Annotated in this window: 16 protein-coding genes; 5 read left to right on the top strand and 11 right to left on the bottom strand. The window is 74.7% G+C overall.

Annotated features, from left to right (window positions below; genetic code table 11):
• Positions 1–16 precede the first annotated feature (16 nt).
• From ACIBJE_RS13520 to ACIBJE_RS13505, 4 genes are all read right to left on the bottom strand, one after another.
• Complete coding sequence (locus tag ACIBJE_RS13520) at positions 17–3,487, bottom strand: ATP-dependent helicase (protein ID WP_396747747.1); 3,471 nt, start codon at positions 3,485–3,487, stop codon at positions 17–19.
• Positions 3,484–7,008 (bottom strand): ATP-dependent helicase, encoded by a 3,525-nt coding sequence (locus tag ACIBJE_RS13515; RefSeq protein ID WP_396747744.1) that lies wholly within the window; start codon positions 7,006–7,008, stop codon positions 3,484–3,486. The genes ACIBJE_RS13520 and ACIBJE_RS13515 overlap by 4 nt, the downstream gene beginning before the upstream one ends.
• Before the next feature lie 99 nt (positions 7,009–7,107).
• A complete protein-coding gene (locus ACIBJE_RS13510; protein WP_396747741.1) occupies positions 7,108–7,671 on the bottom strand; it encodes a TIGR00730 family Rossman fold protein in 564 nt (187 codons plus the stop codon).
• Between the two features lie 4 nt (positions 7,672–7,675).
• A complete protein-coding gene (locus ACIBJE_RS13505; RefSeq protein ID WP_396747738.1) occupies positions 7,676–8,527 on the bottom strand; it encodes a TIGR00730 family Rossman fold protein in 852 nt (283 codons plus the stop codon).
• Positions 8,528–8,718: 191 nt separating this feature from the next.
• On the opposite strand from ACIBJE_RS13505, the gene ACIBJE_RS13500 reads away from it, so the two are divergent.
• On the top strand, positions 8,719–8,880 hold the full coding sequence (locus ACIBJE_RS13500) for a hypothetical protein (protein WP_396747735.1): 162 nt from the start codon (positions 8,719–8,721) through the stop codon (positions 8,878–8,880).
• Positions 8,881–9,018: 138 nt separating this feature from the next.
• On the opposite strand, the gene dapE is transcribed toward ACIBJE_RS13500, so the two are convergent.
• The gene (gene dapE, locus ACIBJE_RS13495; RefSeq protein ID WP_396747732.1) at positions 9,019–10,092 is read right to left on the bottom strand and encodes a succinyl-diaminopimelate desuccinylase; all 1,074 of its coding nucleotides are present in this window, start codon (positions 10,090–10,092) and stop codon (positions 9,019–9,021) included.
• Positions 10,093–10,171: 79 nt separating this feature from the next.
• Between dapE and dapD the strand changes: the two genes are divergently transcribed.
• Positions 10,172–11,131 (top strand): 2,3,4,5-tetrahydropyridine-2,6-dicarboxylate N-succinyltransferase, encoded by a 960-nt coding sequence (gene dapD / locus ACIBJE_RS13490; RefSeq protein ID WP_396747729.1) that lies wholly within the window; start codon positions 10,172–10,174, stop codon positions 11,129–11,131.
• Between the two features lie 50 nt (positions 11,132–11,181).
• Here dapD and ACIBJE_RS13485 read toward each other — a convergent pair whose 3' ends face one another.
• The gene (locus ACIBJE_RS13485; RefSeq protein ID WP_396747726.1) at positions 11,182–14,511 is read right to left on the bottom strand and encodes a S8 family serine peptidase; all 3,330 of its coding nucleotides are present in this window, start codon (positions 14,509–14,511) and stop codon (positions 11,182–11,184) included.
• 160 nt (positions 14,512–14,671) lie between these two features.
• Here ACIBJE_RS13485 and ACIBJE_RS13480 point away from each other — a divergent pair, with 160 nt between their 5' ends.
• On the top strand, positions 14,672–15,229 hold the full coding sequence (locus tag ACIBJE_RS13480) for a sugar O-acetyltransferase (protein ID WP_396747723.1): 558 nt from the start codon (positions 14,672–14,674) through the stop codon (positions 15,227–15,229).
• Positions 15,230–15,333: 104 nt separating this feature from the next.
• Positions 15,334–17,871: a hypothetical protein gene (locus ACIBJE_RS13475; RefSeq protein WP_396747720.1), complete on the top strand. Its 2,538-nt coding sequence runs from the start codon at positions 15,334–15,336 to the stop codon at positions 17,869–17,871.
• Here the strand turns inward: ACIBJE_RS13475 and ACIBJE_RS13470 are convergent.
• The 5 genes from ACIBJE_RS13470 to fdxA are packed head-to-tail and all read right to left on the bottom strand — an operon-like array spanning position 17,848 to position 21,701.
• Positions 17,848–18,519, bottom strand: a complete 672-nt coding sequence (locus tag ACIBJE_RS13470; RefSeq protein ID WP_396747717.1) for a nucleoside/nucleotide kinase family protein — start codon at positions 18,517–18,519, stop codon at positions 17,848–17,850. The two genes, ACIBJE_RS13475 and ACIBJE_RS13470, sit on opposite strands and share 24 nt — an antisense overlap.
• On the bottom strand, positions 18,519–19,166 hold the full coding sequence (locus ACIBJE_RS13465) for an SIMPL domain-containing protein (protein ID WP_396747714.1): 648 nt from the start codon (positions 19,164–19,166) through the stop codon (positions 18,519–18,521). Before ACIBJE_RS13465 ends, ACIBJE_RS13470 begins: the two co-directional genes overlap by 1 nt.
• A gap of 9 nt (positions 19,167–19,175) precedes the next feature.
• A complete protein-coding gene (locus tag ACIBJE_RS13460; protein WP_396747711.1) occupies positions 19,176–20,216 on the bottom strand; it encodes a prephenate dehydrogenase in 1,041 nt (346 codons plus the stop codon).
• Positions 20,217–20,262: 46 nt separating this feature from the next.
• Positions 20,263–21,378, bottom strand: coding sequence for a succinyldiaminopimelate transaminase (gene dapC / locus ACIBJE_RS13455; RefSeq protein ID WP_396748166.1), 1,116 nt, complete (start codon positions 21,376–21,378; stop codon positions 20,263–20,265).
• On the bottom strand, positions 21,375–21,701 hold the full coding sequence (fdxA, locus tag ACIBJE_RS13450; protein ID WP_172900297.1) for a ferredoxin: 327 nt from the start codon (positions 21,699–21,701) through the stop codon (positions 21,375–21,377). Before fdxA ends, dapC begins: the two co-directional genes overlap by 4 nt.
• Before the next feature lie 79 nt (positions 21,702–21,780).
• Here fdxA and ACIBJE_RS13445 point away from each other — a divergent pair, with 79 nt between their 5' ends.
• Positions 21,781–22,743: a GNAT family N-acetyltransferase gene (locus tag ACIBJE_RS13445; RefSeq protein WP_396747708.1), complete on the top strand. Its 963-nt coding sequence runs from the start codon at positions 21,781–21,783 to the stop codon at positions 22,741–22,743.
• Positions 22,744–22,916 lie beyond the last annotated feature (173 nt).

Raw genomic sequence — 22,916 nt, 5'->3', positions numbered from 1 at the left:
CAACGAACCCAAGCTATCACGGATTCCGCTCGACGGCACCTGGTTTCTCCGACCCGGCACCGCCCGGCGCCTCCGCCGCCCCGGCCACCAGCGCGGTAAGCCCCGCCACGTCCAGCAGGTCCGTCGGACGGACGGTCACCCCGTCGCGGACGTAGTGGAACGCCGCGCCCACCTGCTCCAGCGGTACGCCGGCCAGCTCCGCCCAGGCCAGTCGGTAGACCGCCAGCTGCACCGCCGCCGCGTCGGCCTCCGCCCCGGCCGGCTGCCGTCCGGTCTTCCAGTCGACCACGTCGTACCGGCCGCCGGGGCGGGTGAAGACCGCGTCCATCCGGCCCCGGACCACCACTCCACCGATGACCGTGGCGAACGGCACCTCCACCTCCAGCGGCACCCGGTCGGCCCACTCGCTCGCCAGGAAACGCTCCTGGAGGGCGAGCAGCTCGGCGTCCGGGGCGGCGTCGGCGTCCGCCGCGCCGGGCAGCTCGTCGACGTCGAGCAGCCGGTCGAGCCCGAGCCGCTGCTCCAGCCAGGTGTGGAAGGCGGTGCCCCGGCGGGCGTACGGATTGGGTGGGGTGGGCAGCGGACGGCGCAGCGTACGGGCCAGCGCATCCGGATCCCGGCGCAACGCGACGAGCTGGGACACCGACAGGTGCTCCGGCAGCTCCACCTCGACCGCCCCGGCCGCGCGCAGCGCCTCGGCCCGCTCGGCCAGCAGCAGGTCGGCCTCCCGCCGCCAGCGGGCCGCCTCCGGGTCGTCCACCCCGGCCGGCCGGTCCGCCGGACCCTCCGTCGGCTCCGTCGGCTCCCCCAGCCCCCCGTCCGGGCCGTCCGGGCCGTCCGGGCCGTCCGCCGGATCGTCGCCGGCCAGGAAGCTCCGGACCAGGGCCGCCGCCTCGGCGAGCACCGGACGGCGGGCCCCCAGCGGGTCGGCCGGCCACTCGGCGCGGAGCACCACCTCGGTGGTCGGGTTCACCGCGTCCCCGGCCGGCTCGGGTGCCCACACGTCGACCACGTGCCCGTCCCGGGCGTCCAGGCAGGCGTCGTGCACCTCACGCAGGAAGACCGAGGGGCCCCGGGGACGCTTCGTCCCCTCCCCCCACCAGTAGCCGGAGCAGAGCAGCAGCCGACGCGGCCGGGTCACCGCCACGTACGCCAGTCGCCGCTCCTCCCGTTCGTCGTGCGCCCGCCAGGCGTCGGTGAAGTCGGCCAGCGCCCGGGCCACCGCACGCTGGTCGGCCGCCTCGTCCAGGGCCAGGTCGGGCAGGCCGTCGGCATCCCCGCGCAGCGGGAACGGCAGCACGCCCAGCCCGCCCAGGTAGTGGTCGGAGTTGCGGACCTGCCCCGGCCACGCCCCCCGGGTCAGCCCGGCGACCGCCACCACGTCCCACTCCAGCCCCTTGGCGGCGTGCGCGGTGAGCACCTGCACCGCGCCCTCCACCACCTCGACCTCGCCGGGGGTGAGCCCGCGCTCCTCGTCCTCGGCGGCGGCGAGGAAGGCCAGGAACCCGGCGAGGGTCGCCCCCGGCGTCTCCCCGCTGAACCGGGCGGCCACGTCGCCGAGGGCGTCCAGGTGGCCCCGCGCCAGACCGGCGTCGCCGGCACCGTCCCGACCGGCCCGGACCGCGACCTCCACGTCCAGGCCGGTGGTCCGCTCCACGTCCGCGACCAGCTCCGGCAGGGACTGGTCCAGCCGGTAGCGGAGCAGAGCCAGTTCCTGGGCGTACGCCTTGAGCCGCGCGTACCCCTCCGCCGAGTACGCCTGCGCCGGGCCGAGGTCGGCCAGCGCCTCGACCAGGGTCGCCTCGTCGAGCACGTCGACCCCGTCCGGGACGGACGCCCCGCCGGCCAGCTCCCGCCGGGCGGCGGCGATCTGCCGGGCCCGCCGGTGCAGGGCCACCAGGTCCCGGGGACCGATCCGCCAGCGGGCCCCGGTGAGCAACCGGAGCAGCGCCGCCCCGTCGGTCGGATCGGCGAGCACCCGCAACGTGCAGACCACGTCCCGGACCTCCGGGGTGTCCAGCAGCCCGCCCAGGCCGACCACCTCGACCGGCAGCCCCCGGTCCCGCAGCGCCGACTCGATGGCCGGGATCTGGCTGCGCACCCGGACCAGCACCGCCGTGGTAGGGCGGCTCGGCACCGGAATGTGCTCGGGCAGCGCGCCGGGCATCCGGGCCGCCCCGCGCCAGGCGGCGAGGACGCTGTCCGCGATCCACCCCGCCTCCTCGGCGTACGTGGGCAGCAGCGCGCAGTGCACGGTGCCGCCGGCCGCGCCCCGGGGGGTCCGGTGCGGGATCGGCTCGGCGACGGTCGACGCGGCGCGCAGCTCGGGCACCCGTGCCCCGGCGGCCCGCAGCGGGGTCGCGAACGCGTTGGCCACCCCGAGGATCTCGGGGCGGTTCCGCCAGCTGGTGGTCAGCCCGAGCACGCGCGCCGGTGACCCGTCGGAGCGGGTGAACCCGGTCGGGAAACGCTCCAGGGTGCCGGCGCTCGCCCCGCGCCAGCCGTAGATGGACTGGCACGGGTCGCCGACCGCGGTGACCGGGTGTCCGCCACCGAAGAGCGAGTGCAGCAGCACCACCTGCGCGTGACTGGTGTCCTGGTACTCGTCGAGGAGCACCACCCGGAACCGGTCCCGTTCGATCCGGCCGACCTCCGGGTGGTCCCGGGCCACCCGGGCGGCCCGGGCCAGCTGGTCGGCGAAGTCCATCGCCTCGAAGTCCGCCTTGCGTCCGGCGTACGCCCGCACGAGCGGCAGCAGCCGCAGCCGGTTCTGCTGGACGCCGAGCGCCTTGCGGACGTCGGCGTAGACCTTGCCGGGGCGGGACTGGACGTCGGCGAAGAACCGGCCGGTCCAGGCGGCCAGGTCGTCCGGCTCGACCAGGTGCTCGTCCAGCTCGGCGGCGAGCGCCAGCACCGCGTCGGTGACCGTGCTCGGCGTGCGCTGGAGTTCGGAGAGGTCCCCGTCGTGGTTACGCACCAGCAGGTCCACCATCTGCCAGCGGGACGCCTCGGTGAGCAGCCGGGTGGAGGGTTCGTAGCCGGAGCGCAGCCCGTGCTCGGTGACGATCCGGGCCGCGTACGAGTGGTAGGTGGCCACCGTCGGCTCACCGGCCAGCGGGTCGTCGAGCGGGTCGCGCCCCGGCCGCCCGAGCCGGCGGATCAGCTGGTCGAGCCGGGTACGCACCCGGTGCGCCAGCTCACCCGCGGCCTTACGGGTGAAGGTGAGCCCGAGGATCTGCTCCGGCCGGACGTACGAGTTGGCGACCAGCCAGACCACCCGGGCGGCCATGGTCTCGGTCTTGCCCGAGCCCGCGCCGGCGACCACCAGCAGCGGCTCCACCGGCGCGGCGATGATCGCCGCCTGTTCGCGGGTGGGCGCCGGCAGCCGCAGCAGCCGGGCCAGCTCCACCGGGGTGTACCGGGGACCGGCGTCGGCCGCGCGCGGCGACGGCGCGGGGCTGGTGCCGAAGAGCGCGGGCTGGGTCAAGTTGTCTCCGGAGGACGGGTGGTCGGCGGTTCGACGACCTGGCGCCCCTTGCCGGAGACCGGGCAGCTCGTGCGGACCGGGCAGACCCGGCACTTCGAGTTGGCGACGGCGGCGAAGGTGGCGGCGGCCATCGTATCGGCGGTCCGCCGAACCAGCGCGGTCGCCCAGCCGGCCTCCGGCCCCTGATCGGCCGGGGCCTGCCCCTGTTCCCGCGCCTCCTTCGACCCGGTGCCGAGCTGCACCAGGGCCGCGCCGCCGGAGGACTCGCCGTACTCGGCGAACGCCCCCGCCTCGACCGCCGCCTGGTACGCCCCGAGCTGCGGGTGTTCGGCCAGCTCCGCGCCGACCGTGGTGGATCGGCCGGTCTTCAGGTCGACCACCACCAGCCGACCGTCCGCGTCGATCTCCAGCCGGTCCACCCGGCCGACCAGGTCGACCGGACGGTGCGGGTCGTCCAGCCGGACGGCGAACTCGTGCTCGATGGCGAGCAGCCGGCGCGGGTTCACGGCCAGCCAGCGGAGCAGCTTGTCCACCATGGCCTCGGCGCGGGCCTGTTCGGGGCCGGCCATCCAGCGGGCGGCCAGCTCGATCGCGTCGAACCGCGCGGTGACGTACTCCAGCAGGGTGGAGCGGTCGACGCTGGCGTTCTCGGCGAGCATCGCGGCGGCGTGCACCAGGTTGCCCACGCTCTGCGCGGTGCTCGGCGGCGCGCTGCCGCCGTGCCGTTCCAGCAGCCAGCGCAGGCTGCACCGCAACGCGCTCTCCATGGCCGACGGGGTGACCCGCACCGGCTCGCCGTCGTCGACCAGCGGCCGGTCGTCGGAGAGCCCCCGCAGCCCCCACCAGTCGTCCGGGTGCGCGCCGGGCACCCCGGCGGCGGCGAGCCGGGCCAGTTCGGCCGCCGCGGCACGCCGCCGGGTCACCGGTGCCGCCGGGTCGGCCACCGCGGTACGCAGCTCCGCGACCAGGGCGGGCAGGGTCAGCGCCCGGGGTGGCCGGCCGACCGGCAGGTCACCCGCCCGCCCCCGGCCCGCCTCCGCAGCACCGCCGTCGCTCCCTTCCCCGGCCGCCGGCTCCACGCCGTCCGGGGCGTCGCCGCCCCGTGTGCTGCCGTCCGCGACGCCCCCGCCCCGGCCCTCGCCGACCGCGTCACCGCCGTCCGGGTCCGCGTCGTCCGGGGCACCGCCGGCCGGCCCGCCACCGTCCACCGGCGACGGCACCGGGCCGCGTCCCGTGCCGCCGTCCCCTCTCGGCGGCTCGGCGGCGGCGAGTTCGTACAGGAAACGGCTCGGCTGCTCCTCGTGGTCGTCGCCCCCCACCGAGGCGGAGGAGACCGCGCTGACCAGCAGCCGCCGCCGGGCCCGGGTGACCGCCACGTAGAAGAGCCGCCGCTCCTCGTCGAGCAGCGCGGAGGTCTGCCCGGCCAGGACGGCGGCGGTGCCCGCGCCGTCCCCCCGGCCGGCGAGCACGTCCACCAGCCGCTCGGAGCCGAGCAGGCTGCCCCGTAGTCGCAGGTCCGGCCAGATCCCCTCCTGCACTCCGGCGACCGCCACCACGTCCCACTCCAGCCCCTTGGCGGCGTGCGCGGTGAGCAGCCGGACGGCGTCCCCCCGGTCGGCGGTCGGGGCGATGGTGTCGGCGGGGAGATCCTGCCCCAGCACGTGGTCGAGGAAGACCTCGGTGCGCGCGCCGGGCAACCGGTCGACGAACCGGGCCGCCGCGTCGAAGAGCACCAGCACGGCGTCCAGGTCCCGGTCGGCCGCGTCGGCCCGCCAGCGCCGGGCGGTCTCCCCCTCGCCGGTGGCGGTCCGCCCCCCGATCGCCGTCGACCAGCGCTCGGCCAGGCCGCTGGCCGCCCACACCGCCCAGAGCACGTCCTCGACGGTGGCACCGGGGCGGGCCGCCGTCTCGCGGGCGGTGGCGAGCAGCCGGGCCACCGTCTGGGCCGGCTCGGCCCAGCGCCGTTCCACTCCGGCCAGCCCCTCCGGGTCGCGCAGCGCCTCGACGACCAGCTCGCCGGAGGGTCGCCGGTCGCCGGTGGCCAGCGCGAGCGCCCGCAGTCCCTGGCGCAGCCGCCGCTCGGCCAGCGGGTCGGCTCCGCCGAGCGGGGAGTGCAGCAGCGTGACGGCCGCCTCCTCGTCCAGCCGCTCCGGTTCGAGGGCACAGCGGAGCAGGAGCAGCAGCGGGGCCACCGCCGGTTGCAGGTGCAGCGGCAGGTCCTCGCCGTACACCACGGTCGGCACCCCGGCGGTGTGCAGCGCCCGGCGCAGGGTGGGCAACTGGAGGGTGGTCGACCGGACCAGCACCGCCATCCGGGACCAGGGCACCCCGTCGAGCAGGTGCGCCGCGCGCAACGCGTGGGCAAGGTAGGCCGACTCGCTGGTCGACGAGCGGAAGGTGCGGACCTCGACCACGCCCGCCGGCGCGTCCGGCAGCGGGGCCAGCCGCCGGTGGGTGACCGGGCCGCGCAGTCGCCGGGCCAGCCGGCCCGCCGCGGCGAGCAGCTCCGGCCCGGCCCGGTACGAGGTGGGGAGCACCACCTGCGCCGCCGGCGCCCCGGAGGCGGTACGGAACCGGTGCGGGAACCCCACCACCCCGGACGGGTCGGCACCCCGGAAGGCGTACGTGGAGGAGTCGGGGTCACCAAAGGCGACCAGGGACTTGCCGCCACCGGCCACCACGGCGAGCAGGTCCAGTTGGGCCGGATCGGTGTCGGCCAGCTCGTCGACGTAGACGTGGGCCAGCCGGCGGCGCTCCGCCGCCAGCAGCTCCGGGTCGTCGAGCAGCAGTCCGGTGGCGGCCCGGACCAGTTCGGCCGGGTCGTATGCGACCGATCCCCGGTTGCTGACGTCGCGCAGCGCGAGCACGGAGACGTACTCCCGGAGGAAGCGCGCGGCGGCCGGCCAGTCGGTGCGGCCCAACCGCTCGCCCAGCCGGGCCAGCTCGACCGGCCCCACCCCGCGTTCGGCGGCGCGCATCAGCAGATCGCGCAACTGGCCGGCGAACGCCCGGGTGCGCAGCGCGGGACGCAGGTCCTCCGGCCAGCCCGCCGGGTCGTCCTCGGGGCTCTCCCCCACGACGTCGAGCAGCTCGCGGATGACCAGATCCTGTTCCGGGCCGGTGAGCAGCCGGGGCGGCGGCTCGCCACGGACGGCGGCGGCCCGGCGCAGCAGGCCGAAGGCGTACGCCGGGAAGGTCCGCACCAGCGGCTCGCGGACCACGCGGTTGCCGACGGCGACGCGGGCCTCGATGCGGTGGCGCAGCGCGGTGGCGGCCCGCCGTCCGAAGGCGAGCACGAGCACCCGCTCCGGGTCGACGCCCTCGGCGACCCGCGCCGCGACCGCCTCGACCAGGGTGCTCGTCTTGCCGGTGCCGGGACCGCCGAGCACCAGCATGGGCCCGTCGGTGTGGGCGACCACCTCGGCCTGCCGGGCGTCCCTTCGCCACCCCGCCGGCGCCGGAGTCGGACCGTCACCCCAGGTCAGCCCTTCGGACCGGCGCACCAACCGGTACGTCTGCATCCGCCCATCACACCACGCGCCCCCGACACCCCTTCCCCACCACACCCCCCGTCCACCCCACCGGTTCCCGTCGACCCCGTGGAGGAGCGGATGGGGTGGTCAGGCGGGCCGGCGGGTCAGGGGGAGGCGGGAGTCGATGGTGTCCAGGGCTTCGCCGAGAGTGTGGGCGACCAGGAGGAGATCCTGGCCGGCGGGCTTGACGAAGTGCTGGTCGGTGAGGGTGGTGAGCCAGTCGAGCAGGGGACGGTAGAAGCCGTCGGTGTCCAGCAGCACCATCGGCTTGTCGTGCATCGCCAGGGTGGCCGTGGTCCACACCTCGAACAGCTCGTCCAGCGTGCCCAGCCCGCCGGGCAGGGTGAGGAAGGCGTCCGAGCGCTCGATCATCACCGTCTTGCGGCTGGCCATCGAGTCGGTGACCAGCAGTTCGTCGGACGCCAGGTCGGCGACCTCCAGGTCGACCAGCGCCTGCGGGATCACCCCGACGGTCCGCCCGCCCCCGGAACGCGCGCCGTCGGCCAGCGCGCCCATCATGCCGACGCAGCCGCCCCCGCTGACCAGCGTGTGCCCCCGCCGGGCCAGCTCCGCCCCGGTGTCGAAGGCGAGGTCCAGCCAACGCTGGTCGAGGGTGCGGGAGGAGGCGCAGAACACCCCGATCGCGGTCACCGGCTCAGCCCTCCCGGCTCTCGTCGGCCGCGGCCCGCTGGTCGGCGGCGGTACGGGCGACCGCCTCCTCGCGGATCGCCTCCTGTTCGGCGGAGAGCTGCGCCTCGGCCTCGACGATGTGCCGGACGGCCGCGTCCACGTCGTCGGTGAGGCAGATCAGTTCCAGGTCCACCGGGCCGATCTTGCCGTCGGCGGCCATCGTGTCGCGCAGCCAGTCGAGCAGCCCCCGCCAGTAGTCCGTGCCCATCAGCACCACCGGGAACCGGGTCACCTTGCCGGTCTGCACCAGGGTCAGGGCCTCGAAGAGCTCGTCCATGGTGCCGAAGCCGCCGGGCAGGACGACGAACGCCTGCGCGTACTTGACGAACATGGTCTTGCGGGCGAAGAAGTACCGGAAGTTGATGGCCAGGTCGACCCAGTCGTTGAGGCCCTGTTCGAAGGGAAGCTCGATGCCGAGGCCGACGGAGAGGCCGCCCGCCTCGCTGGCCCCCCGGTTCGCCGCCTCCATCACCCCCGGTCCGCCGCCGGTGATGACGGCGTACCCGGCCCGGGCCAGCGCCGCGCCGAGCTGCTCGGCCATCTGGCACTCGACGCTGTCCGGCTTGCTGCGGGCCGAGCCGAAGACGCTCACCGCCGACGGCAGGTCGGCCATCGTGTCGAACCCCTCGACGAACTCGGAGAGGATCCGCAACGCCCGCCAGGCGTCCCTGGTCTTCCAGTCGGCCCGACCCCGCGAGTCGAGCAGTCGCTCGTCGGCGGTGCTGGTCGGCAGCGCCCGACGGCGCAGCGTCACCGCGCCCCGGTGACGTACCTCGGCCGGCCCGTGATCGGCGTCCCGTCCGTTGCTCTGGCTCATGCAAGCCACCGTAGTGGAGTGCCGCGCCGCAGGTCGGGAGGGTCGGCCGGCGACTCGCGGTCGCCGGTGACGACGGCCGGCGGCAAGTCCGACGATCTTCCGACACCCGAAGGCAACTTATTCGGTCGCACGTGCGTCCTACTATTCACACACGGGGGATGCCCCGGGCGCGCCTTCGGGGGAGGAGCAGCGTGATCAGTAACAACGAGAGGATCCGGATCCGGCGGCAGATGCAGCGACGGATCCGGGACGTGGTGGCCGAGCGCCGCCGAGCCCGTCAGTTGCAGACCGTCGAGCCGACCGGCGAGGCCGAGACCCGGGTGGACATCGACACCGCACTGACCAACGGCTGACCGACCGCACGACGACTGTCCGCGCGCACCGGGGGGTGACCGCGCACGACAGCTGACCGACCGCCCCGGGAGTGACCAGGTCGTCTCCTGGTCACCCCGCCGGGGCGCGGGTCAGACCGGGGCCGGGTCGGCGGTGGGTCAGGCCGGGGCCAGCCAACGGTGCAGGGTCGCCGCTCCGTCGCGGATCTTGGAAATCTCGACGTGCTCGTCCTTGTGGTGCGCCAGGTTCGGGTCGCCCGGGCCGAAGTTCAGCGCCGGGATGCCCATCGCCGCGAACCGGGCCACGTCCGTCCAGCCCAGCTTGCCGATCGGTGCCGCGCCGACCGCCGCCAGGAACTCCCGCGCCGCCGGCGCGTCCAGCCCCGGTGCCGCCCCGGCCGCCATGTCGGTGACCACCAGCTCGAAACCGTCGAGTACCTCGCGCAGGTGCGCCTCGGCCGCCGCCGGGTCGCGGTCCGGCGCGAACCGGTAGTTGACCTCGATGTCGCACCGGTCCGGGACGACGTTCCCGGCCACCCCGCCGGAGATCCGGACCGCGTTCATCCCCTCCCGGTACGCGCAGCCGTCGATGGTGACCCGACGGGCCTCGTACCCGGCCAGCCGGCGCAGCACCTCGCCGGCCCCGTGGATCGCGTTCACCCCGTGCCAGGACCGGGCCGAGTGGGCCCGCTCGCCGTGCGTGGTGACGATCGCCCGCATGGTGCCCTGGCAGCCCGCCTCCACGATGCCGTAGGTCGGTTCGAGCAGCACGGCGAAGTCCGCCCGGAGCCACTCCGGGTGCGCCTCGGCGACCAGGTTCAGGCCGTTGTACTTCTGCTCGATCTCCTCCCCCTCGTAGAAGAAGTACGTGACGTCGTACCGGGGGTCGGGCAGGGTCACCGCGAGGTGCAGCGCGTACGCCACCCCGGACTTCATGTCGGAGGTACCGCAGCCGTACATCAGGTCGCCGCGCATGCTGGACGGGAAGTTCCCGTTCAGCGGGACGGTGTCCAGGTGACCGGCGAGCACCACCCGCTGTGCGCGACCCAGCTCCGTACGGGCCATCACCGTGTTGCCGTACCGGTGGGTGGTCAGGTGCGGGACCGCCCGCAGCACCTGCTCGACACAGTCGGCGATCGCCTTCTCGTTCAGGGACACGGACTCGATGTCTACCAGGGCACGGGTCAACGCCACCGGATCGGCGAGGACCTCGGGGGTCAGCGGGTTCTCCATGGTTCGCACGGTACCGTCAGGGCGGAAGGAGCCGGCAGTGAGCGTGCGAGCCCGCCGGCCGTGAACGGAGGGTGGAACAGTGACGTCCGCACAGTCTGCCTGGGGCATCGGGGTGGCCACCGTCACCGCCGACGACCAGGTCCTCGACACCTGGTACCCGACCGGCAAGCTCGGCCTCGGTGAGCTGCCCCTGGTGCCCGGTGAGGAGAAGGCTGACGTGCTGGACCTGCCGCCCGGCGCGATCGGCGAGCGGGCCCTGCCGGGTCTGCGCACCGTCGAGGTGGTCACCGTGCTCGGCTCGCTGGACGACCCGATCAAGGATGCCGCCGACGCGTACCTGCGGCTGCACCTGCTCTCCCACCGCCTGGTCCGGCCGAACGGCCTCAACCTGGACGGTATCTTCGGCAAGTTGGCGAACGTGGCCTGGACGTCGGCCGGGCCGTGCCCGCCGGACCGGGTGGACGAGCTGCGGGTGATCGAGCGGGCCGCCGGCCGCCACCTGGCCGTGTACGGGGTGGACAAGTTCCCCCGGATGACCGACTACGTGGTGCCGTCCGGGGTGCGGATCGCCGACGCCGACCGGGTCCGGCTCGGCGCGCACCTCGCCGCCGGTACCACGGTCATGCACGAGGGTTTCGTCAACTTCAACGGCGGGACGCTCGGCACCTCGATGGTGGAGGGGCGGATCGTCCAGGGCGTGGTGGTCGGGGACGGCTCCGACATCGGCGGCGGCGCGTCGATCATGGGTACCCTCTCCGGCGGCGGCACCGACCGGATCAGCATCGGCGAGCGGAGCCTGATCGGAGCGAACGCCGGAGTCGGCGTCTCGCTCGGCGACGACTGCGTGGTCGAGGCCGGCTGCTACGTCACCGCTGCGGCGAAGATCACGCTGCCGGACGGTCGGGTGGTCAAGGCCCGTGAGCTCTCCGGCGTCGACGGGCTGCTGTTCCTGCGCAACTCGGTGACCGGCGCGCTGGAGGCCCGTCCGCGCACCGGGCAGGGCATCGCCCTGAACGCGGCCCTGCACGCCAACGACTGAACCGGCCCGCCCCAGCCCGTGGCGATCCCACGGGCCGGGGCGGGGCCGCCTCACCCGAGCCGGTACGCCTGCGTGATCCGCTGGGTCACCAGGCTGCCGTCACTGCCGTTGGCGCTGGCCCGCAACGACACCCAGCCCGGCCCGGACGGGTGCCGGACGGTGGCCACCCAGCCGGTGCCCTGCTTCCGCAGCCGCGTCGGCTGCCAACTGTCGCCCCCGTCGTACGAGACGTCCACGGTCAGCGCGGTCACCGTGGCCGCCGGTGCTCCCGACTGCCGTTCGACCGTCACCGGGATCGTCCAGAGCTGCCCGGCCGGGGCGGTTCCGGCGTCGTCCAGCCTCGGCGCGAAGCGGACCGCCATCGTCGGTTGTTCGACCGGGGCGTCACCGGGCACGCGCGCGGAACGGAACGTCCAACTGGCGGCCACCTCGGTGCTCAGGTCGGTGAAGTCCCGGGCCGCGAACACCTCCAACCGGTACTCGGCGGGTTCCGGCGGGACGACGAACATGCCGGACCCGGCGGACGGGCTCTCCCCGACCAGCTTGCCGTCGCGGTACAGCACCGTCCGTTCCGTGTCGGCGGCCGAATAGCCGCCGTGGCCGCGCGCGTCGCCGTGCACCGGGATTTCGACGACGATGGTGTCGCCGTACCGGGTGATGCCCGTGTCCGGCCCGGGAAGGGCCGGCCCGAACGGTGCGCCGTTCCACTCGTCCCGGTAGGAGCGACCCGCCCGGTAGGCGACCGGTTCCGAGAAGTGCGTCGCGCCGTTCTCCAACCAACCGTGGTCGGTGCGTTCCCCGGTCTCCAGGATCGACCACCAGCGCAGCCCGGCAGCGGCGTTGAGGTACTCGACCCGGCTACCCGGCAGGGCCGTGGGCAGCCCGACCGCCGTGGCGAAGCCGATTCCCTCCTGCCGGGGGAAGACCACCCGGTCCGCATCGACTGCGGGGTCGCCGTGGAACCGTTGGTCGACGGCGGCCAGGTCACGCCGACGGTAGTCCCGGACGAACCCGGTCGGCACCGTGCCGCCGAACGTCTCGCTCAGCGCGTACAGGTACGGGCTGACCTCCGCCTCGCCATGGACCCACTGGCTGGCGATCGAGCTGACGAACCGCTCCGCCGAGGTGCTTCCGCCGACCCGGCCGGTCCGGACACCGGTGAAGTCGTCGCCCCCGACACCGTAGCCGTAGGAGCCGTGGTCGGCGGTGAAGTGCACGGTGACGTCCAGCAGCGCCGGTACGGCGGACGCCTCGGGCACGGCCATCCGGACCGGACCGGTCCGCCGCGCGTCGACGGTGATCCGGGTGTCCCGGTCGAGGGTCAGTTCCGGCTGGGCGAGCAGGGCGAAGCCGCCCAGGTCATCGGCGAAGATGGCGCTGGCCAGCCCGTAGCGGCCCTTCGGGACCCGGACCTTGATCACCTCGCCGGTGCCGTGGAGTTCCTGCGCGTGCCACTGGTCGAGGCCGTAGAGCTGGGTCCAGTGGTCGTTCGCGCGCGCCCCGGTGTCGTCGAGGATCTCGACGGTCAACTGGTAGCTCTCCACCTCCCGGTGAACGGCCAGCGGGGTCGCCACCGTGCCGGTGTCGGAGCGGGCCACGAGCCGACCGGTGTGGTGACCGTCCACACCGTCCACGCTCGTGTCGGCGCTGACCGTCACCTCCGCCCGACCACCAGCCGGAACGGTCACCCGGTCCGCGCCGAGGCGGAACATGCCGGCCGGCGCGGGCTCGCCGTCGGGGCCGGTGACCTCGATGGTCAGGTGCAGGGTCACCGGGCTGTCGCCGGCGTTACGGTACGTCACCGACCGGACGACCGGAGTGTCGTCGTGGTGCGGCCACGTGGTCCGGCCGAACGAGACGCTGGACGGTTCGCTGGTGATCCGCTGGTCGACGGCCGTGGCCACGTCGACCCGGCCGGCGCCCTGCTGGAAGACCGTCTGCTCCGGATGCGCCCGCGCCGAGGCCATCAGGAGGGCCTTGAGCTGGCCCGCGTCCGCGTCGGGACGCTGCTGGGCCAGGATGGCCGCCGCGCCGGCCACGTGCGGGGCAGCCATCGAGGTACCGGAGAGGCTCACGTGGCGCTCCCCGACCGGGTCGCCGATCTGCCCCTTCGCGGCCCGTGCCGCGACGATGCCGACACCCGGTGCGGTGACGTCGGGCTTGATTCCCTCGTCGTATGGGCGGGGGCCCTGGCTGGAGAAATCGGCGAGGTCGTCCGCGCGGTCCACCGCGCCGACGGTCAACGCCGCGTCCGCGCTGCCCGGTGAGCTGACCGAGGCGTGGGAACCGTCGTTGCCGGCGGAGATCACGAACAGCACACCGGTCTGGGCGGTGAGCGTCCCGACCGCCTCCTCCAGCGGGTCGACCTGCGGGGTGTCCTGGCCGCCCAGGCTCAGGTTGACCACGGCGGCCTGCTGCTCGACCGCAGCCCACTGCATGCCGGCCAGGATCGCCGACTCGGTGCAGAAGTTGCTCTCGCACACCTTGCCGGAGAGCAGGGTGGCGTCCGGCGCGACGCCGCGGTACCCGCCGGCGGCGGCTCCGGTGCCGGCGATGATCGACGCGACGTGGGTGCCGTGCCCGACCGTGTCGTCGGGGTCGGCGGTCTCGGTGAAGTTGCGGTTCTCCGCGACCCGGCCGGCCAGGTCCGGATGCGTGGCGTCGACGCCGGTGTCGAGCACCGCCACCCGTACGCCCCGACCGGTCCACCCGTCGCGGTGCGCCTCCGGAGCGCCGATCTGGGCCACGCTCCGGTCCAGGCTCACCCGACGCCGGCCGTCCAGCCAGATCCGGTCGACGCCCCCCGCCGTGTCGACCCGGTTTCCGGCCGTGCCGGTGGTGAGCGCCGTCCAGACGGCGGCGGCCCGGTCCTTCGTGGCCTCGACCGCCGCGCCGCCGATGGCCGGCAGGTCCCGGGTCACCCGGGCGCCGGCGACGGACAGGCCCTTCCGGTCCGTTCCGCCCCGGTACCGCACCAACAGCGGCAGGGTGTTCCGCCGGCCGTCGTCGTACCCGACGGAGACCAGTTCGGTGACGTCGAAGAGCCGCTGGTCCACCCGACCGGAACGGACCAGGTGCACCGCGTCCCGGGGAAGGACGGTGAGGTGGTCCCCCGTCCGCCGGGTCACGAAGGTCATGCCGGCCCGCCCGGGGCCCGGACGGACGCTGACCGCGGTGCCCCCGGCGACCGTGACCTCGTCGCCGGTGAGCAGCGTGACCGTGACCGGACGCCCGGCGCTCATGGCCGACGCCGGGACGGGCGCCGGAGGCACGGTCGGTCCGGGACCGATCGCGGACGACGCGGGCGGCGCGGCTGCGGCTGCGCCGAGCAGCAGACCCAGGACCAGCCCGGCACCGACGGTTTTCCCTGTTCGTGGCACGCGGCCTCCTCAAGGAGCGTTTTGTCGACGCCGATGACGTCGACAGGGCGGCCCTCACGTTTCCACACCGAATCCACCCAAAGTGTCCTTGATCTGACCAGAAACGCGGCAACCGGACGTTGCCTTCCTGGCCCGGCCGTCGCTGCGGCATGCTCGACCCGTGACGTCGATGAGAGAACGCATGCTCGCCGGTGAGCTGTACCAGGCGGACGACCCCGAGATCCTCGCCGAGCTGAACCGGGCCGCCATCGGCATGGAACGGTTCAACGGCAGCCGCGCGGACGACCCCGAGGGCCGGCTCGCCGCGCTTCGCGAACTGCTCGGCGAGGTCGGTGAAGGCACCTGGATCCGGCCGCCGTTCTATTGCGACTACGGCTCCCGGATCACCATCGGGCCACGCGGCTTCGTGAACTTCAACGCGGTCTTCCTGGACGTCGCCCCGATCACCATCGGCGCGGACGTGCAGATCGGACCGAACGTGCAGTTGCTCACCGCCACCCACCCGGTGGAACCGGGGCCCCGCCGCGACAAGTGGGAGGCGGCGCAGCCGATCGTCATCGGCGACAACGTCTGGCTCGGCGGCGGCGTGATCGTGCTCGCCGGGGTCACCGTCGGCGACAACACGGTGGTGGGCGCCGGCGCGGTGGTCACCCGGGACCTCCCGCCGAACGTGGTGGCGGTCGGTAACCCCGCCCGACCGGTCCGCACCCTGGAATGACTCACAAATATCCGGCCTGAGCTGCAAAAACGGCCAGAATTACTGGCCCAACCCGACCCATCGGGAGCACTCTGAGTAGTGACACGGTCACCGGGAGGCAGGCGATGGCTGGTCGGGTGCTCGAACTGCGCGTACACGGCGTGTCGAACACGCCGCCGGACGAGCTGCTGGGCCTGCTGCCGGAGCCGGGCGAGCCGGCTCCGCAGCCGTGGCTCGTCGCCGGGGGCGAGGTCACCGGCTTCTACCGCCACCCCGCGTCCGACCCGGAGGAGCCGGTCACCGTCGAGGCGTACAGCTGGGGTCGGCTGACCTCGGGCGCGCGGACCGCGCGGGACATCGAACGGGCACTCTGGACGGTGCTGCTCCCGTTCACCCTCGCCAACGTCGCGCTGCACGCCCGGCCGGAGATTCCCGCCGACCCGGACCGGGAACGGTGGTCCGGTCGCGCCGGCGTCGCCGGCTGGCTGATCCGGCTGTTCTGCCTCAGCCTGACCGGCACCCTGGTCCTCGCGGCCACCGGTGTCGGGGTCGACCTGATCGGTTGGCAGTGCGTGGACCGGAGCTGCCTGCGCCGGTTGCCCGGCCCCTGGGAGTTCCTCGCGCACGGCTGGTGGAGCGAGGACGCGCACGCGCTCGCCGTCGGGCTGCTGGTGCCGCTCGCCCTGATCGCGCTGGTCGGGCTGCTGAGCTGGCGCACCTACCAGTACGAGGCGGAGATGCCGGTCGGGCCGGGCGTCGTCCCCCCGGTCGGGGTGCCGATGGTCAACCCGTTGCAGGACCCCACCTTCTGGTGCGGCGAGGGGCAGCTGCGGCGGGCCGCCGTGCTGCACCTCTGCACCGGCACGGCCGTCGCGGCGGCGGTGCCGCTCGGCGCGGTGCTGATCATGGACCCGCCGGCGGGACCACGGGCCGCCCTCGCCGGCCTCACCGTGACCCTGCTGGTGCTCCCGGTGGCGGTGGCCGTGGTGGCTCTCGGCCGCCCCTACCTCACCCGACGGGGCGGACGGACCCCGCTCGGGCCGTACAGCGCCCTGGTCGTGATCAGCACGCTGGGTGGGCTGGCCGGCACCTTCACGCTCCTGTTCCTGCCCGACGGCCCGGCCGGCATCCCCCTCGCCGAGTTGCGCCCGCCACAGGGCTGCGCCGCCGCGCCGGACGTATCCGGCTGTCGCGCCGACCGCTCCCTGCCCGGCTACGACGGGGTGATCGCCGGGTGGGGCGTCGGGCAGTTGTTCCTGCTGGTCGCGATCGGCGCGGTGTCCCGCTCGGGGCGGCGGGCGCTCGTCGCCCCGGCCGGCGCGGCGCTCGCCCTGGTGGCCGGGGTCGCCTGGATGTCCGGCTGGCTACCCGGGCTGCCCACCCCACCCGAAGGGCTGGACCTGTGGATGCTGGTGGGCCCGGCGGTCGCGGTGGCCGGCACCGGGCTCCTCCTCCCCCGCGCCACCCCGGCCGATCCGCCCGGGGCCGGGCACACCGGGTTGGCCTGGGGCGGCCGGGGCCCGATGCTGATCGCCGGACTCGGCTGGTTGCTGGCGGTGGCGTACTGCACGGGGGCGATGTACTGGGTCGGCAACCGGCTCAACCCCGCCGACCGGGTCGCCGTCGTCCCACCGGTGCCGGTGACCTGGGCCGGGCTGGTGTTCGGCGGCTCACTGCTGGTCGTCCTCGGCACCGCCGTCCACGCCGGGGTTCTCTTCGCCCGGCTGCGCCGGCGGGAGTACCAGCGCCTCCGCACGCCCAGCCGCCGGCTCTCCGCCCACGACCTGCGCCGCTGCCGGGACGTGAGCACGTTCCGCGCGCTGCACCGGCTCGTCGGCGAACACGCGATCCCGCTCGTCGGGTGGGGCGGCACCGCGCTGCTCGTCCTCGCCGCGCTCGGCTGCGTCGCCGCACTCTCCGGGGCCAACCCCCACCGTACGTCGGACAGCGGCTGGTCGGTGCTGGTCGACGGGGCGACCGACGCCGGGGACCGGCTCCTCGGCTGGCTGCCCGTGGTGGTCGCGACGCTCGGCCTGCTGGTGTACCGCAACGACACCGTCCGGCGGTCGGTCGGCGTGCTCTGGGACGTCGGCACGTTCTGGCCCCGGGCCGCCCACCCGTTCGCCCCGCCCAGCTACGCCGAACGGGCCGTACCGGAGTTGCAGACCCGTACCGCCGGCCTGCTGGCCCTGCCCGAGGACGACCCGCGCCGGATGGCGGGCATCATCCTCTCCGGGCACAGCCAGGGCGCGGTGATCTGCGCGGCCGTGCTCCTCCAACTGCCGGCCCGCTGGCGGCGCCGGGTCCGGTTCTTCTCGTACGGCTGCCAGCTGACCCGGCTCTACGGGCGGGTCTTCCCGGCGTACTTCGGCCCCCACCGGCTGCCGGTGCTGGCCGAGGCGCTCACCGACCGGCACGGCCGGGCCGGCTGGACGAACTTCTGGCGGGAGACCGACCCGTTGGGCTGGCCGGTGCCCGCCGCCCACCGGCAGGTCAGCGTGCGGGACCCGGAGGGGCTGCACCCGACCGGCGGAGAGGTCGTCGACCCGCCGATCCGCAGCCACGGCGGATACCCGGAGTCCCCGGAGTTCCTCGTCGAACGGGAGCGGGTGGTCGGGCTGCTGCGTGGGGTCGTGCCGTCACCCCGGGAAGGGGTCGGCTAGCCGGACCACCAGGTCGGCGCGGTGCGCGGTGCCGGCCACCAGGGCCGCGTTGGCCTCGTCGGACCCGCGCGCCCAGCGTTCCGCCTCGGCCGGCGACCGGCCGTACGCGACGTGCCGGTCGGTGAGCCGGCTCAGCCGCAGCTCGGCGTCGAGGTCGAGGAACCAGGCGTCGTGCAGCAGGGTGCGTACCTCGTCCCACGGGTCGTCGGGGAGGAGCAGATAGTTGCCCTCGGTCACCACGAGCGTCACCCAGGGCGGCACCGCGATCGACCCGGCGACCGGTTCCTCGATGTCCCGGTGGAAGGCCGGCGCGTAGACGGCGACCGGCTCCAGGCGGTGGAGCCGGCGCAGCAACGCCGCGTAGCCGTACGCGTCGAAGGTGTCCACCGCCCCCTTGCGGTCGGCCAAACCGAGCCGGTGCAGTTCCGCCTGGGCCAGGTGGAAACCATCCATCGGCACCAGCCGGGCGGTCGGGCCGACCCCGGCGACGATCCGCTCGGCGAGGGTCGACTTTCCCGCCCCGGGTGCACCGGCGATGCCGAGCAGCTGTCGGGGGCCGGCGGCGGCCAACTCCCGGGCCCGGGCCACCAGGTCGTCGACCGGGCACTCCCGGGCCGGGACCGGTCCAGGTGCGGACTGTCGGGGCATCAGCCCAGGTCCGGCTCGCTGATCGCGAACCGTGCCTCGACGGCGGCCTGCACGGTCTGCTGCTGCGGGTCGAGGTCGATCTCGGGGCCGCCACCCGCCTCCGGCGTGCCGGTGAAGCCGGCCGCCCGGAACGTCATCGGCTGGGCGGCCATCCCGGAGTCGGAGAGTTCGATCAGGCCGGTCACCCGGGCACCGAGCGCCTCGGCGTACTCCCGGGCCCGGCCCAGCGCCTCGGCGATGGCGGCCTGCCGCGCCTCCCGGTGCACCGGGCTGTCCGGCCGCAGCGACCACCACGGGCCGGCGACGGAGACCTGGTCCTGGTCGGCCAGGCGGAGCATCAGTTCACCGAGGGCGGCGAAGTCGGTGACCGTGACCGTGGTGGTGACGCTGCCGTGGTACGCGACCACCCGCTCGCCGGAACGCTTCAACTCGGGACGGACCCGCAGCTCACCGGTCTCGCGGCGGTCCACCGTCGGACCGTGGCCGTCGAGCAGCACCCGGATCGCGGCGGCCCGCTCGGCCAGCCGGGTCAGGGTGACCTCACGGTCCTTGTCCCGGGCCAGCGCGGTCACCGTGAAGCGGGCGATCTCGGGCGCCACCTCCCGGTACGCCTCGCCGCGCACCGTCACCACCGGTCCGTCCACCATGTGCTCACCCTAACCGCGCGCCGTCGACCCTGCCGGCCGGTGCGCGGTGTACCGCACGGCCTTTCCGGTGACCCGGCAGTCGCCGAGGTACCCACCGGCGGCTCCCAGTGCGAGCAAGAATCCCAGCTCGTCGGCACCCGGCCCGGCCGCTCCGGCAGTGGTCGGGAAGTCGTGCCGGGAGGCGGTGAACCCGCGGTCGTACAGGGCCGTCCGGGTGGCGCGGGCCTCCCGGTGGCCGGCGGTGAGCGCCTCGGCGTCGGCGTCGGCGAGCGCGGCGGCCAGCTCGTCCAGGAAGGCCCGGACGGCGGCCAGCTCCCGCAGGACGTGATCCCGGTTGCCGAGCAGCATGTTCGCCGTCCGCTCGGCCGGGGTGCCGGCCACCCGGGTGCCGTCCCGGAAGCTCCCGGCCGCCAGGGCCAGCACGGCGTCCCGCAGCACGGACCGGCCGGCCGCCCCGGCCAGCGCCCCGGCCAGCAGGTGCGGCACGTGCGAGGCGAGTGCCGCCACCGCGTCGTGCTCGTCCGGCGCCATCGGCACCACCCGGGCCGCGAAGACCGTCACCAGCAGGGTGGCGAGCCGACGGAACGCGGGCAGGCCGTCCGGGGTCGGGCAGAGCACCCAGGCCGCGCCGTCGAACAGGTCGGGCACGGCCGCGCCGATGCCGGCCCGGTCGGTGCCGGCCATCGGGTGACCCGGTACGAAGCGGTCGGTCAGCCCGTGTGCGGCGGCGAACTCCGCCACCGTGCCCTTGGTGCTGCCCACGTCGGTGAGGACGCAGTCCGCACCGGTCGCCGCGGCGACGGTGCGCAACGTCTCCGACAGGGTCGGCAGCGGGCCGCAGAGGAAGACCACCGACCGGTCGTCCACCGCTGCGGTCAGTTCGTCGGGGCAGGTCACTCCGGCGTCGCGAACCGCCTGCCGGGTCGCCGGGTCCGGATCCCAGCCGGCCACGTCGAGTCCGGCCCGGTGCAGCCCGAGCAGGATCGAACCACCGATCAGACCGGTGCCGACCACCGCGACCCGGGGCCGCGTGCCGGGGCTTGCCACCATCTGCGTACCTCGGGTTCCGCTCGGTGCGGGTCCGAACCGACCCGACCTAGGCCTCGGCGAGTCGGCCGGGAACCGCGGCGACCTGCTCGTCGGAGGCGGTGAACGCGATCCGGACGTGGTGGCTGCCAGCGGGCCCGTAGAGCGCCCCCGCAGCGGCCAGGATGCCCCGCCGGGCCAGCCAGTCGACGGTCTGCCAGCACTCCTCGCCACCCCGGCTGAGCCAGAGGTAGAGCCCGGCCTCGGAGTGCTCGACGGTGAACCCCGCCCCGGTGAACGCGGCGAGCAGCGCCTCCCGCCGAGCGCGGTAGCGTTCCCGCTGCTCGTCGGCGTGCCGGTCGTCGGTCAACGCCGCCACCATCGCGGCCTGCACCGGTGCCGGCACGATCATGCCGGCGTGCTTACGGACCTTGAGCAGCTCGGCGACCAGGGTCGGGTCCCCGGCGACCAGCCCGGCCCGGTATCCGGCGAGGTTCGACCGCTTGGAGAGCGAGTGCACGGCGAGGACACCCTCGTACGAGCCGCCGCAGACCTCGGGCGAGAGCACCGACACCGGTTCGGCGTCGGCGGACCAGCCCAGCGGCAGGTAGCACTCGTCGCTGGCCACGACCGCGCCCCGCTCACGCGCCCAGTCGACCACCTTGCGCAGGTGCGCGGCGGGCAGCACCCGGCCGGTCGGGTTGGCCGGCGAGTTCACCCAGACGAGGCGCACCCGGGAGGTCGGCCCGACGGCGGTCAGCGAGTCGGTCCGCACCTCGCTGGCACCGACCAGTCGGACCCCGTCGGAGTAGGTGGGGTAGCAGATCGACGGCACCACGACCACGTCACCCGGTCCGATGCCGAGCAGGGTCGGCAGCCAGGCGACCATCTCCTTGGAGCCGATCGTCGGCAGCACGCCGAACCCGTCGGCTGCCCCGCACGTGCGCCCCACCCAGGCAGCGATGGCCCCGCGCAGGGCGGGGGTACCCGCGGTGAGCGGGTACCCGGGTGCGTCGGACGCGTCCGCCAGGGCCCGACGGATCACCTCGGGCACCGGATCGACCGGGGTGCCGATGGAGAGGTTGATCATCCCGTCCGGATGCGCCGCGGCCAGGGCGGCCGCGGCGTCCAGGGTGTCCCAGGTGAATTCGGGCAGCCGCGACGAGACGGGCGCGGGCCGGTTCAGTGGCCCTCTCCGCGTGGCGGCTGGGCGGCCACGAAGGTGGCGTCCTTCTCGATTTTGCCGATCTTGGAGGCGCCGCCCGGGGAGCCGAGGTCCTCGAAGAACTCGTAGTTCGCCGAGGTGTAGTCCTTCCAGTTCTCCGGGACGTCGTCCTCGTAGAAGATCGCCTCGACCGGGCAGACCGGCTCACAGGCACCACAGTCGACGCACTCGTCGGGGTGGATGTAGAGCATCCGGTTGCCCTCGTAGATGCAGTCGACCGGGCACTCCTCGATGCATGCCTTGTCGAGTACATCCACGCACGGTTCGGCGATGATGTAGGTCACCGGTCTTCTCCTCCGCAAGACGCGTCGCGATCCGCCGCGACGGTAAGAGCCTAGTATCTCGCCGGGGAGGAGGTCGATCGTGCTCCGACAGCAGGATGTGGGACATCGGATCGTGGTCCGTCGGATTGTGGGGATTCGTGAGGGCCGCCCCCTCTTCTCCGACGCACTTGGCGAATTGGTCGAGCTGGATGAGACTCACATCACTCTGGCTACCGACCAGGGGCGGGTCCAGGTCCCCCGGAACGAGGTGCACCGGGCGAAACGGGTGCCGGCGGCCCGCCGGCCGACCGCCGCCGCGGTGGTCGCCCTGGAAATCGCCGCCGACGAGGCCTGGCCCGCCCCGGTACGCGGACGCCTCGGCGACTGGCTGCTGCGCAGCGCCGCCGGCTGGACCGGACGCGCCAACACGGCGCTGCCGGTCGGCGACCCGGACCGGCCGCTGCCGGCCGCCGTCGACGCCGTCCAGCGCTGGTACGCCGACCAGGGGCAGCCCGCGATGGTCAACACCCCGCTACCGCTGGCCACGCCGGTGGGGGCGGAGCTGGACGCGCGAGGCTGGGGAACGCGACCGCTCACGCTGGTGCAGACCGTGACCCTGGACCGGCTGCGGGCCGCGCTCCCGGTCCCCGATCCGGCCGGGCCCGGGGTGGAGCTGGCGACCGCCCCGACGGCGGAGTGGCTCGCGGTCGCCGCCGGGCGCAAGGGCGGCCTCCCCGACGCCGCGCGCCACGTGCTCACCGCCGTGGACCGACTCCGCTTCGCCCACCTGCACGCCGGTGGCGCGCTGGTCGCGGTCGGTCGGGGCACGGTCACCGGGGAGGGCCGCTGGCTGGGCTTGAGCCTGATCGAGGTGGTGCCCGGGTTCCGGGGCCGTGGGCTGGCCCGGCAGGTGGTCCGGGCGCTCGCCGACTGGGGTGCCGACTCCGGCGCCACGGACGTCTTCCTCCAGGTCGAGCAGCGCAACACCCCGGCCGTCACCCTCTACCGCAGCCTCGGCTTCACCACCCACCACACGTACCTGACCCGGGTCGCCCCCGCCTGACCCGGCCCACGCGCGGTAGCTTCCACCCCACCGGCCGGCCGGACCACCGGACCGGACCGCCGCCCGGCCCGGCCGGACCGGACCCGCCGCCCGTTCCGCCCGGACCGGACCCGCGGCCCTCGGCCCGGCCCCTGGGCGCCACCGGTCGGCCCCGGTAGCTCTGGGGCAAGGTA

Source organism: Micromonospora sp. NPDC050187 (assembly GCF_044459745.1).
Classification (GTDB): Bacteria; Actinomycetota; Actinomycetes; order Mycobacteriales; family Micromonosporaceae; genus Micromonospora.
The sequence above is the reverse complement of the archived record's forward strand: the minus strand, read 5'-3'. Positions and strand labels throughout refer to the sequence as shown.